12 protein-coding genes are annotated in these 12,944 nt (G+C 62.6%); 7 read left to right on the plus strand and 5 right to left on the minus strand.

Annotated features, from left to right (window positions below; all coding sequences use genetic code 11):
• Positions 1 to 104: 104 nt before the first annotated feature.
• Together GSQ88_RS17395 and GSQ88_RS17400 are read right to left on the minus strand one after the other, a co-directional pair.
• Entirely contained in the window at positions 105 to 650 is a 546-nt protein-coding gene (locus tag GSQ88_RS17395) for an adenine phosphoribosyltransferase (protein ID WP_159008978.1), read from the minus strand.
• Positions 651 to 683: 33 nt separating this feature from the next.
• A complete protein-coding gene (locus tag GSQ88_RS17400) occupies positions 684 to 2,849 on the minus strand; it encodes an anthranilate synthase component I (protein WP_159008979.1) in 2,166 nt (721 codons plus the stop codon).
• A gap of 383 nt (positions 2,850 to 3,232) precedes the next feature.
• Here GSQ88_RS17400 and GSQ88_RS17405 point away from each other — a divergent pair, with 383 nt between their 5' ends.
• On the plus strand, positions 3,233 to 4,246 hold the full coding sequence (locus GSQ88_RS17405) for a VOC family protein (protein WP_159008980.1): 1,014 nt from the start codon (positions 3,233 to 3,235) through the stop codon (positions 4,244 to 4,246).
• Positions 4,247 to 4,463: 217 nt separating this feature from the next.
• On the opposite strand, the gene GSQ88_RS17410 is transcribed toward GSQ88_RS17405, so the two are convergent.
• From GSQ88_RS17410 to petA, 3 genes are all read right to left on the minus strand, one after another.
• Positions 4,464 to 5,138, minus strand: coding sequence for a dienelactone hydrolase family protein (locus tag GSQ88_RS17410; protein WP_159008981.1), 675 nt, complete (start codon positions 5,136 to 5,138; stop codon positions 4,464 to 4,466).
• A 334-nt stretch (positions 5,139 to 5,472) separates the two neighbouring features.
• Positions 5,473 to 7,539 carry a cytochrome c1 gene (locus GSQ88_RS17415; RefSeq protein ID WP_159008982.1) on the minus strand — a complete coding sequence of 689 codons (2,067 nt, stop codon included), beginning with the start codon at positions 7,537 to 7,539 and terminating at the stop codon, positions 5,473 to 5,475.
• 69 nt (positions 7,540 to 7,608) lie between these two features.
• Positions 7,609 to 8,136: a ubiquinol-cytochrome c reductase iron-sulfur subunit gene (gene petA / locus GSQ88_RS17420; protein ID WP_159008983.1), complete on the minus strand. Its 528-nt coding sequence runs from the start codon at positions 8,134 to 8,136 to the stop codon at positions 7,609 to 7,611.
• Between the two features lie 289 nt (positions 8,137 to 8,425).
• Here petA and GSQ88_RS17425 point away from each other — a divergent pair, with 289 nt between their 5' ends.
• The 6 genes from GSQ88_RS17425 (at position 8,426) to GSQ88_RS17450 (ending at position 12,933) form a co-directional block, all read left to right on the plus strand.
• Positions 8,426 to 8,896: a tRNA (cytidine(34)-2'-O)-methyltransferase gene (locus GSQ88_RS17425; RefSeq protein WP_159008984.1), complete on the plus strand. Its 471-nt coding sequence runs from the start codon at positions 8,426 to 8,428 to the stop codon at positions 8,894 to 8,896.
• On the plus strand, positions 8,893 to 9,525 hold the full coding sequence (gene queE / locus GSQ88_RS17430) for a 7-carboxy-7-deazaguanine synthase (RefSeq protein ID WP_159008985.1): 633 nt from the start codon (positions 8,893 to 8,895) through the stop codon (positions 9,523 to 9,525). Before GSQ88_RS17425 ends, queE begins: the two co-directional genes overlap by 4 nt.
• A 130-nt stretch (positions 9,526 to 9,655) precedes the next feature.
• A complete protein-coding gene (locus tag GSQ88_RS17435) occupies positions 9,656 to 10,021 on the plus strand; it encodes a 6-pyruvoyl trahydropterin synthase family protein (protein ID WP_159008986.1) in 366 nt (121 codons plus the stop codon).
• Between the two features lie 120 nt (positions 10,022 to 10,141).
• Positions 10,142 to 11,029: an oxygen-dependent coproporphyrinogen oxidase gene (hemF, locus tag GSQ88_RS17440; protein ID WP_159008987.1), complete on the plus strand. Its 888-nt coding sequence runs from the start codon at positions 10,142 to 10,144 to the stop codon at positions 11,027 to 11,029.
• The gene (locus tag GSQ88_RS17445) at positions 11,020 to 11,769 is read left to right on the plus strand and encodes an HAD family hydrolase (protein WP_159008988.1); all 750 of its coding nucleotides are present in this window, start codon (positions 11,020 to 11,022) and stop codon (positions 11,767 to 11,769) included. The genes hemF and GSQ88_RS17445 overlap by 10 nt, the downstream gene beginning before the upstream one ends.
• 111 nt (positions 11,770 to 11,880) lie before the next feature.
• Complete coding sequence (locus GSQ88_RS17450) at positions 11,881 to 12,933, plus strand: hypothetical protein (RefSeq protein WP_159008989.1); 1,053 nt, start codon at positions 11,881 to 11,883, stop codon at positions 12,931 to 12,933.
• The last annotated feature ends 11 nt before the right edge of the window (positions 12,934 to 12,944 follow it).

Genomic DNA, 12,944 nt, shown 5'->3' on the forward strand with positions numbered 1-12,944 from the left:
GACATATGGATGCAAGCGATCCGATCAGACCCTGAAAAAAACTCTTGTGGCACGGGGGCCGTCCACATATGGGTCCCGGCGCAAGGCCGGGACGACAAACTCCCTCAATGCCCGTCGAAGGACATCAGCGTTCGCACCGGCACATCCATCGCGCGCAGTTTCGCGGCGCCGCCGAGTTCCGGCAGATCGATGATGAAGCAGGCGGCGACCACATTGGCGCCGATCTGGCGCAGCAGCTTCACCGCGCCCTCGGCGGTGCCGCCGGTGGCGATGAGATCGTCGACCAGAATGACGCGCTCGCCGGGCAGGATGGCGTCGGCGTGCATCTCCATCTCGTCGAGACCGTATTCCAGCGAATAGGCGATCCGCACCGTGGTGTGCGGCAGCTTGCCCTTCTTGCGGATCGGCACGAAACCGGCGGATACCTGATGCGCTACCGCACCGCCGATGATGAAGCCGCGCGCCTCGATGCCGGCGACCTTGTCGATCTTGTTGCCGGCCCAGGGCTGCACCAGTTCGTCGACCGCGCGGCGAAACGACCGCGCATCGCCGAGCAGCGTGGTGATGTCGCGAAACAGAATTCCCGGCTTCGGGTAGTCCGGAATCGTGCGGACGGCGGCTTTCAAATCATGTTCGAGTTCAGGGTTCATCGATATCTCTCTCAGGATTTTATTTCGTCATTTTCAATTCAAGGGTACGCCCAGCCGGAAAGCATTTTCCACGATGCGCAGGCCGACTTCACCGCCGAGCGACATCAACGACTCCGGATGGAATTGCACGCCGCCGACGGCCAAGGTCTTGTGCTCGATCGCCATCGCGACCCCATCCTCGGTGCTCGCCGTGACTGCCAGCACGTCGGGCATGCTGTCGCGCTCGACATAGAGCGAGTGATAGCGCCCGATCACGATTTCATGGGGCAGGTTCTGCATCAGCCGGCCGCCTTGCACCTGAACCCGCGACGGCCGCCCATGCGCGGGCTGGCCGAGCTGGCCCAACTGGCCGCCGAAATATTCGCCGATCGCCTGCACGCCGAGACAGACGCCGAAGATCGGCAGCTTTCTGGCCAGCGCCGCATCGATGGTTTTGGCGATCGCAAAATCCTCCGGCCTGCCCGGTCCCGGCGACAGCACCAAAAGATCGTAGTCCTTGCTGCTCAACATCTGCTGGGCGTGAACATGCCGGACCACGGTGACGGCGGCGCCGACCTGCCGGAAATAATCCGCCAGCATATGGACAAAACTGTCGTCATGATCGATCAGCAGCACGCGCTTGCCGGAACCGGTCGCATCCGGCGCGAACGCCGACAGCGGCTTCGGCGGATCGCCACGCAGCGCCTGGAACAACGCCGCCGCCTTGACCTGGCATTCGCGGTCCTCGGCGGCAGGATCGGAATCGAACAGACAGGTGGCGCCGACCCGCACTTCGGCGAGGCCGTCCTTCATGCGGATGGTGCGGATCGTGAGCCCGGTGTTGATGCTGCCGTCGAAATTGACCGCGCCGATGGCGCCTGCATACCAGCGCCGCGGCGAGCGTTCATGGTCCTCGACGAACTGCATCGCCCATAATTTCGGGGCGCCGGTCACCGTCACCGCCCAGGCGTGGGTGAGGAACGCATCAAGCGAGTCGAACCCCGGCCGCAGCATGCCCTCGACGTGATCGACGGTGTGAAACAGTTTCGAATAGGTCTCGATCTGCCGCCGCGCCAGCACCTTGATGCTGCCGGGCACGCAGATGCGCGCCTTGTCGTTGCGATCGACATCGGTGCACATGTTGAGTTCGAATTCGTCCTTTTCGGAATTCAGCAATTGCCGGATCTGCTCGGCGTCGCCGATCGCATCGCGACCGCGCGCGATGGTGCCCGAGATCGGGCAGGTCTCGACCCGCCGGCCGTCGCAGCGCACGAACATTTCGGGCGATGCCGACACCAGGAATTCGCCGTCACCGAGATTCATCAGCGCGCCATAGGGCGACGGATTGATCCGGCACAGCCGCTGGAACACTTCCGCCGGCGAGCGCTCGCAGGGCTCGGCGAACAATTGCCCCGGCACCGCCTCGAACAGATCGCCACGCGCGAACGCCGCGCGCGCGGTCTCGACCGTAGCCTGGTATTCGCCGGGGGCGTGATCGGCAAATCCCTGACGCGGTGTTTGGGTGTAAAGGCTTTCCGCCGAGATTCGCGGCAGGTCCGCGCTGGTCTTGCCATTCCAGGCGAAGTCATATGACAGCACCACGCCACGCCCGATGGCGCGGTCATAGGCCAAGAGGCGATCCGGCACATACAGCACGATGTCGCGCTGGTCGCTCTCGCGCGCGCGCTTCTGCACCAGATCCTCGATCTGGAACACCAGGTCGTAGGCGAAGGCGCCGAACAGGCCGAGCATCGGATCGTCGTTGGAACCGAGCACCGCCACCAGTTCGCGCACCAGCGACATCACGCTGGCGCGCCGGGTGCGCTGGTCCTCATCGATCGGCGCTGCGCCGCGCACGATATGGCCGGCCAGCCGCGTGGCGGTTTTTTCCGAGATCACGACGCAGGGCTCGCGCAGCACCTCGCCGAGAAACGCAATCAGCACCTCGCCGCGCGCATTCAGCGCTTGCAGCGAGAACTCGGAGCCCGTGGTTTCCAGCACCATGGGTGGATCGGAAAAGCCGAGGTCAAAACTCTCGTAGCGGCCGGGTACCGTGGTGCCGGACGACAGCACCACGCCGCGGCGGCGGTCGAGCAGGTCGATCAGATCGTCCAGCCGGTTGGCGCCGCCGGTGAACTGCTCCACCGACCGCGACACCACGAGCCCACCCCGGGTGCGGTATTCGCAGGTTGCGGGAAGCGAGAAGGCTGTCCTGTTCATGTGATCCTCTTACGAAACTTGCCGAGGGAACGCCACACAGGACAAACGAAAGACCGTCGCGCTGCGATGACGGCCTCAAACGATTGGAGAAAATGAAATCGCACGGCCACCTTTTAAAAGGTGCGCCACCACAGACGGGTTGGACGGACGGTGCTCATGGAGGGGTAGACACCACCGGCCACGACCAATGTCAAGGCGCGGGGGCAGAGCCCGTTGGCGTCCCCTCCCCCTTGCCGGGGGGTTAGGGAGGGGGTAGCCGCAAGGTGAGCACGCCCGGCTACCGCCTCGCATCTTTCGGTGTTGGACGACCCAAAATATGCGTAGGATTTGAGCAAGCCCGGCCAAACCAACGATCGGGCTTCGAAGCCAAACGGAGGCGCGCGATGCCGGCTCAGGGACCATTGCAGGGGTTGGGATATGTCGGGTTCGGCTCGGCCGATCTCGATGGCTGGCGGCAGTTCGGGACCGGCCTGGTCGGGTTGCAGGCGGTGGAGCGCAGCACCTCGCTGCTGGCGTTCCGGATGGACGACCGCAAACAACGCATCGTGATCGACCGCGCGATGCCGGACGGCACGCGCTTTTTTGGCTGGGAGGTTGCCGATGCCGTGGCGCTGGACCGGCTTGGCGCCCGGCTGGAGGCAGCCCAAGTCGCTGTGATTGCCGAGCCGCAAACGCTGGCCGATAACAGGCGCGTTCGCAGCCTGATTTCGTTTCACGATCCCGCCGGCAATCGGCTCGAAGCGTTCTACGGCGCGGAGATCGCCGATACGCCGTTCAGCCCGGGGCGTTCGATGTCCGGCTTCCGCACCGGTCCGCTCGGCGTCGGCCACGCGGTGCTGACGGTCGAGAACATCGACGCGGTGATGCCGTTTTATGTCGATGTGCTGGGCTTCGGGCTCAGCGATTATATCGAGAAGCCATTTCGTGCCTATTTCTTTCACATCAACGCGCGGCATCACAGCCTCGCTTTGATCGAGACCGGCAAAAACGGCATGCATCATCTGATGGTCGAGATGTTTTCGCTCGACGATGTCGGGCAGTGCTACGACATCGCCCTGGGCGAACCCGAGCGGGTCAACGTCACGCTCGGCCGTCACACCAACGACTTCATGACGTCGTTTTACGCCAAAACGCCGTCGTCGTTCATGGTCGAATGCGGCTGGGGCGGCCGCGATATCGAGCCCAAGACATGGCAACCGTTCGAGATGAAGGCCGGCCCAAGCCTGTGGGGCCACGAGCGCGTCTGGCTGCCGCCCGCCGACCGCGAAGTCGCGCGCGACATGCGAATGCACGCGGCGGCAAGCGGCCTGCGCGCGCCGGTGCAGGTCATTGACGGCAATTACAAACTCGTGTCGGGGACGTGTCCGTGGTGGGACGGGGTCAGCGGCAAGGGGTGAGCGGCTCAGCTAATACGAGCGTCGTCCCGGCCTTCAAAGCTGTGAAACTATTTCGACGTCATCCTGAGGTGCGAGCACTTGCGAGCCTCGAAGGATGGCCGCAAGCACGGAGCTGAACAGCATCCTTCGAGACGCGGCGAAGACGCCGCTCCTCAGGATGACGTCGGTGATTGCCTCACAACCTACTTCGCCGGGACGACGCACGGGTTTTATAACCTCACCCCAAATGCTTCCGGAAAAACTCCGTCGCCCGGCCCCAGGCCAGTTCGGCGGACTGCCGGTCGTGCACCGACAGGCGCTGCTCGTTGCCAAAACCGTGGTCGGCATCATAGCGGAAAAGCTCCAGCGACTTGCCGGCGGCCTTCATTCCCTGCTCGAAACCATCGACCAGTTGCGGCGTGCACCAATCGTCCCTGTTAGCGAAATGGCCCTGCAGCGGAATTTTGACGTCCGCGGGTTTCGCCGCCGCTTCCGGCGGAATGCCGTAGAACACCACGCCGGCGGTGAGTTCCGGAATTTTGGTGGCGCCGATGATGGTGACCGCGCCGCCGAGGCAGAAGCCGGTCAACCCGACCTTGGCGCCGTTGCGCGCAAGATATTGCGCGGCGCCGCGCACGGTCTGCGTGGTGGCATCCATGAAATCCAGCGAGTTCATCTCTTTGCCGGCCGCATCGGTGTCGTGATACGGCACCACCGTGCCCTTGTAGAGATCGGGCGCCAGCGCATCGAAGCCGGCCAGCGCGAAGCGGTCGCACATGCCCTTGATCTGATCCTGCAAGCCCCACCATTCCTGGATCACGACCACGCCCGGCGCGTTGCCGCGCGCCGTGTTGGCGAGATAGCCGTTGGCATCCTTGCCGTCGGGACGCTTGAAAGTGATGCTGGTGCCCATGGGTTCCTCCGCTGATTGCTTGGGACTGCTTGGCGGCCATTTTGGTCGCTGCCGGGGCGAGACGCAATCGGACTTATGCGATGCGATGGCATCGCGCCACACACACTGCCGTCATCCTGAGGTGCGCGCGCTTTCTTGCGCGCCTCGAAGGATGGCCGCAAGCACAGCGCTGAACACCATCCTTCGAGGCTCGCCGAAGACGGCGCGCACCTCAGGATGACGTCGAAATAGCTTCACAGAGCTCTCAGGATGTGGCGACACTTGCTCACACTCGAGCAACAAAAAAGCCCCCGTGCGGGGGCTTTTTCGAATTTCTCTCACAATATCCGAAAGATCAGTGGGCGTTGGCCCAGACTTTCTTCTTTGTAAAATACATCAAACCGGCAAACAGGATCAGGAACACGAACACCTGCAAGCCGATCCGCTTGCGCTGCTCCAAATGCGGCTCCGCCGCCCACATCAGGAACGTGGTGACGTCGTGGGCATATTGCGGGACGGTCGCCGGCGCGCCATCGTCAAACGTCACCTGGCCGTCGCTCAGCGGCTTCGGCATCTTGATGGAATGGCCGGGGAAATATTTGTTGTAGTAGGAGCCGGCCGGAATGCTGACATCCGCCGGGACCTTGTCGTCGAACCCCTGCAGGATCGCGCTCACATAGTTCGGGCCCTGCTCCTGGAACTGGGTGAAGAAGTCGAAGATGAACTGCGGGAAGCCGCGCTCATACGACCGCGCCTTGGTGATCAGCGACAGGTCCGGGGGCAAGCCGCCGCCATTGGCCGCGCGCGCTGCCTGCTCGTTCGGGAACGGTGCCGGGAAGTAATCGGCGGGCCGGCCCGGCCGCTCGAACATGTCGCCCTGGTCGTTCGGGCCGTCCTTGATCTTGTATTCGGACGCGAGCGATGCGGCCTGCGCCTCGGAATAACCGGGACCGCCGGCATCGGCGAGATTGCGGAACGCGATATAGTTCAGCGAGTGACAGGCGGAACAGACTTCCTTGTAGACCTTCAGGCCACGCTGCAGCGAACCGCGATCGAATTTGCCGAGCGGACCGGCGAACGACCAGCTCTGCGACGGCGGCACCAGATCCTCCGCCGCCCTGGCGTTGCCGGCGCTTCCGGCAAACAGCGCACCGGCGAGCGCGAACATGATCGCCACGGAAGCAACGGCCGACTTGCCTTTGCTCTTGGCCAGCACGTCCTCGGCGATCGAATTCGGAATCGGCCGCGGCGTCTCGATCCGGCTCAACAGCGGCAGCAGGATCAGGAAGTAGGCGAAGTAGCAGAAGGTCAGGATGCGGCCGGCGATCACATAGATGCCTTCCGGCGGCTGCGCGCCGAGATAACCGAGCAACACGCAGACCACGACGAACATCCAGAAGAACTGCTTGGCCAGCGGGCGATATTTCGACGAGCGGGTCCTGGCGCTATCGAGCCAGGGCAGGAACGCCAGCACGACGATCGCCGAGAACATCGCGATGACGCCGGCAAGCTTGTTCGGGATCGAGCGCAGGATCGCGTAGAACGGCAGGTAATACCATTCCGGCACGATATGCATCGGTGTCACACCGGGATTGGCGGGAATGTAGTTGTCGGCGTCGCCGAGATAGTTCGGCATGTAGAAGATGAACCAGGCGAAGAAGAGCAGGAAGCAGGAGACGCCGAACGCATCCTTGATGGTCGCGTAGGGCGTGAACGGCACCGTGTCTTTTTCGGTCTTGACCTCGACCCCGGCCGGGTTGTTCTGACCCGCGACATGCAGCGCCCAGACGTGCAGCACGACCACGCCGGCGATCACGAACGGCAGCAGATAATGCAGCGAGAAGAAGCGATTCAGCGTCGGATTGCCGACCGAATAGCCGCCCCATAGCAGGGTCACGATGCTGTCGCCTACATAGGGAATGGCGGAGAACAAATTGGTGATGACGGTGGCGCCCCAGAAGCTCATCTGGCCCCAGGGCAGCACGTAACCCATGAAGCCGGTCGCCATCATCAAGAGGTAGATGATGACACCGAGGATCCAGAGGATTTCGCGCGGCTCCTTGTACGACCCGTAATACAGGCCGCGGAACATGTGGATGTAGACGGCAAAGAAGAACATCGAGGCGCCGGCGGCGTGGATATTGCGCAGCATCCAGCCGTAGTTCACGTCGCGGACGAGGCTTTCGACCGACTTGAAGGCGAGATCCGCATTCGGCGTGTAGTGCATCGCCAGGATGATGCCGGTCAGGATCTGCACGCCGAGCATGAAGGAAAGGATGGCGCCGAAGGTCCACCAATAGTTCAGGTTGCGCGGCGTCGGATAGGCCACGAACGAGGAGTGGACGAGGCCAAAGATCGGGAGACGCCGTTCAATCCATTTCACGACGGGATTGGTCGGCTGGTAGTCGGATGGTCCGCTCATGGTGCGATCCCTAGGGAATTTTTAAAGACGACGCGACGGGTTATGAAACCTGGAAGTCAGATCCAAGCCTCAGCCAATCTGGATTTTGCTGTCGGAAACGAATTGATAGGGCGGGACCGGCAGGTTCAGGGGCGCTGGCCCCTGGCGAATGCGACCGGAGGAGTCGTATTGCGAACCGTGGCAGGGGCAGAAGAAGCCGTCGTAATTGCCGTCATGGGCGATCGGGATGCAGCCGAGATGGGTGCAGATGCCGATCACGACCAGCCAGTTATCATGGCCGTCCTTGACCCGGGATTGATCAGTTTGCGGATCGCGAAGCTCAGTGACGGACACCGCGCGGGCCTCGTCGATCTGCTTCTTGGTACGGTTCATGATGTAGATCGGCTTGCCGCGCCAGAACACCTTGATGTCCTGACCGGTGGCGATCGGCGTCAGGTCGACTTCGATCGGTGCGCCGGCCGCAATCGTCGAAGCGTCCGGATTCATCTGGGAAACCAGCGGCCAGACCGTGGCCAATCCGCCGACCGCGGCGACGGCTCCCGTTGCAACAAAGAGGAAATCACGGCGTGTCGAGCCCGCCGAAGACGCTGTCGTCACGATCCCAAACCCTTTCTCAACTGCAGCCGGTAGAACCGCCCCAGGCAACGCCCATTGACCGGGAGGAGGCTGCCGGCGCCCGCGACCCCCGCGGCGGCATCAATCACCGCTTTGTCCCGCCAATTATGGCAGAACAAGGCAGTCCAGAATCGTTCTATTGGCACCCTTGCCGTAAGAGCGCAAGCCCGCTATCGGCTGACATGCGTGCAATGCACTAAATCCGCGCCGAGCTGTGATTTTTCAGTCATTTCATGGGGACCGCCAGCCCGCCCCGAAGGCCCATCGCAGAATGCAGATCGCACTTTACCAGCCCGATATTCCCCAGAACACGGGGACGATTCTGCGGCTGTGCGCGTGCCTGGATGTCACGGCCCATATTATCGAGCCGGCGGGATTTCCGGTGTCCGACCGGCACTTCCGCCGCGCCGGCATGGATTATCTCGATCAGGTGACGATCACGCGGCATGATTCCTGGGCCAAATTCGAAGAATGGCGGCTCGACGAGGCGCATCGGCTGGTGCTGTTCACGACCAAGGCGGCTGGCTGCTATCTTGATTATCGCTTTGAGACCGCCGACATCCTGCTGTTCGGACGGGAATCGGCCGGTGTTCCGGACGCGGTCGCAGCCGCAGCCGATGCCAAACTGGTGATCCCGATCAAGCCCGGCCTGCGCTCGCTCAATGTGGCGATGGCCGCCGCCATGGCATTGGGCGAGGCGTTGCGGCAAACCAAGGCGACCATTCAGGAGACGATACGGTGAGTTACGCGGTGAAGGAGATATTTTTGACCCTACAGGGCGAAGGCGCCCATGCCGGCCGGGCCGCGGTGTTCTGCCGGTTCACGGGCTGCAATCTCTGGAGCGGCCGCGAACAGGATCGCGCCACCGCGACCTGCCGGTTTTGCGACACTGATTTCGTCGGGACCGACGGAACCCTGGGCGGTCGCTACGCCTCGGCCGGCGAACTCGCCGATACCATCGCCGCGCAATGGAGCGGCGACCCTGCCCATCGTTACGTGATATTGACCGGCGGCGAACCGCTGCTGCAGGTCGACACGCCGCTGATCGAGGCCCTGCACGGGCATGGCTTTTCGATCGGGATCGAGACCAACGGCACGCTGGTTCCGCCGGACGGCATGGACTGGATTTGCGTCAGCCCCAAGGGCGGCGCCGAACTGGCGCTCCGGCAGGGTCACGAGCTCAAGCTGGTTTATCCGCAAGCCGATGCGCTGCCTGAGACCTTTGTCGATCTCGCCTTCGAGCGCTTCTCGCTACAGCCGATGGACGGGCCCGATGTGATCGAGAACACCGCGCGCGCGGTGGATTATTGCCTGCGCCATCCGCAATGGCGGCTTAGCGTGCAAACGCACAAGACGCTAGGTATCAGGTAGGGCTTGGCTTGAGAGCGTTTTCGAGCGAAGTGGAAACCGGTTCGCGTGAAGAAAACGCGTCAAAATAAAAGACTAGAGCCCCGTTCCGATTCTATCGGAACGAGGCTCTAGACGGGACTTGGATTTGCCGATGTGGGAGTTAACAAAATCGTTCCGGTTCGAGGCCGCGCATGCGCTGCCGGGAACGACGTTTGGCGCGGCCAGCGAGGAAATCCACGGCCACTCGTTCCGCGCCGAGGTGACCGTGCGCGGCACGCCGGATCCGGCGACCGGGATGGTGGTCGATCTCGGCCTGCTCGAACGCAGCATGGCCGACGTGCAAAAGGCGCTCGACCACAAACTGCTCAACAAGATCGAGGCGCTGGGCGCACCGACGCTGGAAAACCTCGCGCGCTTCATCTGGGAACGGGTCGAGCATGCCGGCCGCCTCACCCGGGTCAGTGTTCACCGCGACAGCTGCAACGAAAGCTGCGCTTACTTTGGGCCGCAGGGGTAATTTTTGCCGTCATCGCGAGGAGCGCTAGCGACGAAGCAATCCAGTCTTGCCTTGTTGTTCTGGATTGCTTCGCTACGCTCGCAATGACGGATCTGGCTTCGTTCGCTCTAGGAATTCTGCATGGACGCCTCTGTCATTGAAGATCAAAAGTCCCGCGCGCGAGGCTGGTTCGAAGCGCTGCGCGACGACATCTGCATGGCCTTCGAAAAACTCGAGGACGACGCGCCGGCCTCACTCTATCCCGGCGATGCCGGGCGCTTCGTGCGCAGCCCCTGGGACCGCGTCGACCATAGCAGCCGGCCTGGCGGCGGCGGCGTGATGTCGATGATGTACGGGCGCCTGTTCGAAAAGGTCGGCGTGCATTGCTCGACCGTGCATGGTGAGTTCGCGCCCGAATTCCGCGCCCAGATTCAAGGCGCCGGCGAAGACCCGCGATTCTGGGCGTCCGGCGTTTCGGTCATCGCCCATATGCGCAATCCGCACGTCCCTGCCGTGCACATGAACACGCGCTTCGTGGTGACGACGAAGGCTTGGTTCGGCGGCGGATCGGATCTGACGCCGGTGCTCGAGCGGCGGCGGAGCCAGGAAGATGTCGACACGATTGCGTTTCATCGGGCGATGGAGACTGCCTGTAGCGGCCATCACGGCGTCGCCGATTACGGCCGCTACAAGAAATGGTGCGACGACTATTTCTATCTGCCGCATCGCAAGGAAGCCCGCGGCATCGGCGGCATCTTCTACGATCACCACGATTCCGGCGATTGGGATGCCGACTTCGCCTTTACCCAGGACATCGGCCGTGCGTTTCTCAAGATATACCCCGATCTGGTGCGCCGGAATTTCAAGACGCCCTGGACGCCGGCAGACCGCGAGGAGCAATTGGTGCGCCGCGGCCGCTATGTCGAATTCAACCTGCTGTACGATCGTGGCACGACCTTCGGCCTGAAGACCGGCGGCAATGTCGATTCGATCCTGTCGTCGATGCCGCCGGAAGTGAAATGGCCGTGAAGACGATGATGCCTTTGCCCCGCGCGATGCTGATCGACATGGACGACACCATCCTGTCGGCCTATGGACGCCCCGACATCGCCTGGAACAAGATCGCGGAAGAATTCGCCGCGGAGTTGGTACCGCTCCCACCGCAACAGGTCGCCGCGGCGATCCTGACATTCGCGCGTCAATTCTGGGCCACGGCGGATGCCGCGTGGCGACTGAAACTCACCGAGGCCCGGCAACTGACGGTCAAGGGAGGGTTCGCCGCGCTGGGCGCAGTCCATCAAACCATCTTGTCGGACGATCTGGCGGTACGGCTGGCCGACCGTTTCACGAGGTTTCGCGAGGAGGAAGCGTTCGTGTTCCCGGGCGCGCATGATGCCATCGATGCGCTGCGGGCCCGCGGCGTCAAGCTCGCGCTGGTGACCAATGGTGGCGCGGATACCCAGCGCGCCAAGGTCGAGCGCTTTGCGCTGGCGCATCGCTTCGATCACATCCAGATCGAAGGCGAGCACGGCTTCGGCAAGCCGGAAGCGCGCGCCTATCTGCACGCGATGCAGGCGCTCGGGGTCACCGCGGCCGAGACCTGGATGGTCGGCGACAATCTGGAATGGGAAGTCGAGGCGCCGCAGCGGCTCGGCATCTACGCGATCTGGATCGACGTGCACGGCGACGGCCTGCCTGTCGGCTCCACCGTCAAGCCGGATCGCATCATCCGCTCGCTGAGCGAGTTAGTGCCTGCCGAGCACGGATAAGGCGTTCAGCGCAACGCCGACGAAATCATCACCACGCCGCCGAAGGTGAACGGGCCATAGACCACAATTAAGGATTGCGTTAGGCTCGCGCCCGTCCAGCTGGGGGCGACGATGCAACCCGACGACCTACAAAACCCGGTGCCGGTTCCGGCGGCCCCTGCACAGGGCACAGGCTTCTGGAAGCGCATCCAGGCCTGGGACAGCCGGCTCTCGATCGCCAAAGGCTTGACCGCCGTCACCTTGCTGACGAGTTTTTTGGGCGGCTATTTCCAATATCTCAATTCATATGAAGACAAAGTCAGTACGCAGGCCAAGGCCGACATGGCCGACGCCACCGGCGCCTTCGTCGATATTTCGAATTCGTTTGCCGAAGCGCATATGCTGCAACAGCTGATCTATTTCGACTATGCCGACGCGCTTGCCGACCTGTCCGACAGCGGCAGCAACGCCATGATTACCGCGGCCGCCCAGGAGGTCTTTCCGAACTACCTCAAGACGCGGATAGCATTGCGCCTGAACAGCAACGTTTTTGCCCGCAAGGCCGAAATCTACATGGACTGGCCCAGCAACCGCGGCCGCGATCCGGCAACGGCAGACGCTCTCTATCAGGACCCGCTGACCGAAACGCTGCTCAGAGACTATAATTTCGACTGTAGCGCGCCGGTGAATTCCCCGCATTACGGAACCGCCAATGCCGACGCGCAAGGCAGCGCTCCGCCGAACATCTGCACCACCGGGACAGCAGACGATCTGAAAAAGTCCACGGTCAACCTTTGCGCCGTTGATCGGGCAACCGGCAAGATCAATCCCGCCAAACCCGCTATCATGATCGACTGGCACAGCGCCAAGCATCATGTGGTGACCATGCATTATTGCTTCGAGATGGTGCATAGCGAAATCGAGACCGCGCGCATTTGGGCCTCGAAAAACGAGGTCAGCGATAAACGAAAAGCCGAGTTCCTGGCCAGGCAGGACAGATATAGCACCCACCTCTATGAGCAGGTGGTCCGGCAGAATGCCTTCATGAGTCTGGCGATGTCTGAACTTGAGAGAATCCGGGTCAAGTACCGGCCGTCAGGCTTTTTCTGCCACGTGCCGCTGGTTCGCGACGCCATCGGCCTGTTCAGCGGTCGCTGCACGCCGATACGAACGTCCCAGGGATGAAAGCCCCGATC

The sequence above is a fragment of the Bradyrhizobium sp. S69 genome (assembly GCF_009766005.1).
Lineage (GTDB): Bacteria > Pseudomonadota > Alphaproteobacteria > Rhizobiales > Xanthobacteraceae > Bradyrhizobium.

Bases quoted from the DNA above. Each gene is read 5' to 3' on its own strand.
- GSQ88_RS17405 (WP_159008980.1), top strand. From the start codon at position 3,233: ATGCCGGCTCAGGGACCATTGCAGGGGTTGGGATATGTCGGGTTCGGC.
- GSQ88_RS17425 (WP_159008984.1), top strand. From the start codon at position 8,426: ATGCAGATCGCACTTTACCAGCCCGATATTCCCCAGAACACGGGGACG.
- GSQ88_RS17410 (WP_159008981.1), bottom strand. From the start codon at position 5,138: ATGGGCACCAGCATCACTTTCAAGCGTCCCGACGGCAAGGATGCCAAC.
- GSQ88_RS17435 (WP_159008986.1), top strand. From the start codon at position 9,656: ATGTGGGAGTTAACAAAATCGTTCCGGTTCGAGGCCGCGCATGCGCTG.
- GSQ88_RS17395 (WP_159008978.1), bottom strand. From the start codon at position 650: ATGAACCCTGAACTCGAACATGATTTGAAAGCCGCCGTCCGCACGATT.
- GSQ88_RS17400 (WP_159008979.1), bottom strand. From the start codon at position 2,849: ATGAACAGGACAGCCTTCTCGCTTCCCGCAACCTGCGAATACCGCACC.
- hemF (WP_159008987.1), top strand. From the start codon at position 10,142: ATGGACGCCTCTGTCATTGAAGATCAAAAGTCCCGCGCGCGAGGCTGG.
- GSQ88_RS17445 (WP_159008988.1), top strand. From the start codon at position 11,020: ATGGCCGTGAAGACGATGATGCCTTTGCCCCGCGCGATGCTGATCGAC.
- GSQ88_RS17450 (WP_159008989.1), top strand. From the start codon at position 11,881: ATGCAACCCGACGACCTACAAAACCCGGTGCCGGTTCCGGCGGCCCCT.
- GSQ88_RS17415 (WP_159008982.1), bottom strand. From the start codon at position 7,539: ATGAGCGGACCATCCGACTACCAGCCGACCAATCCCGTCGTGAAATGG.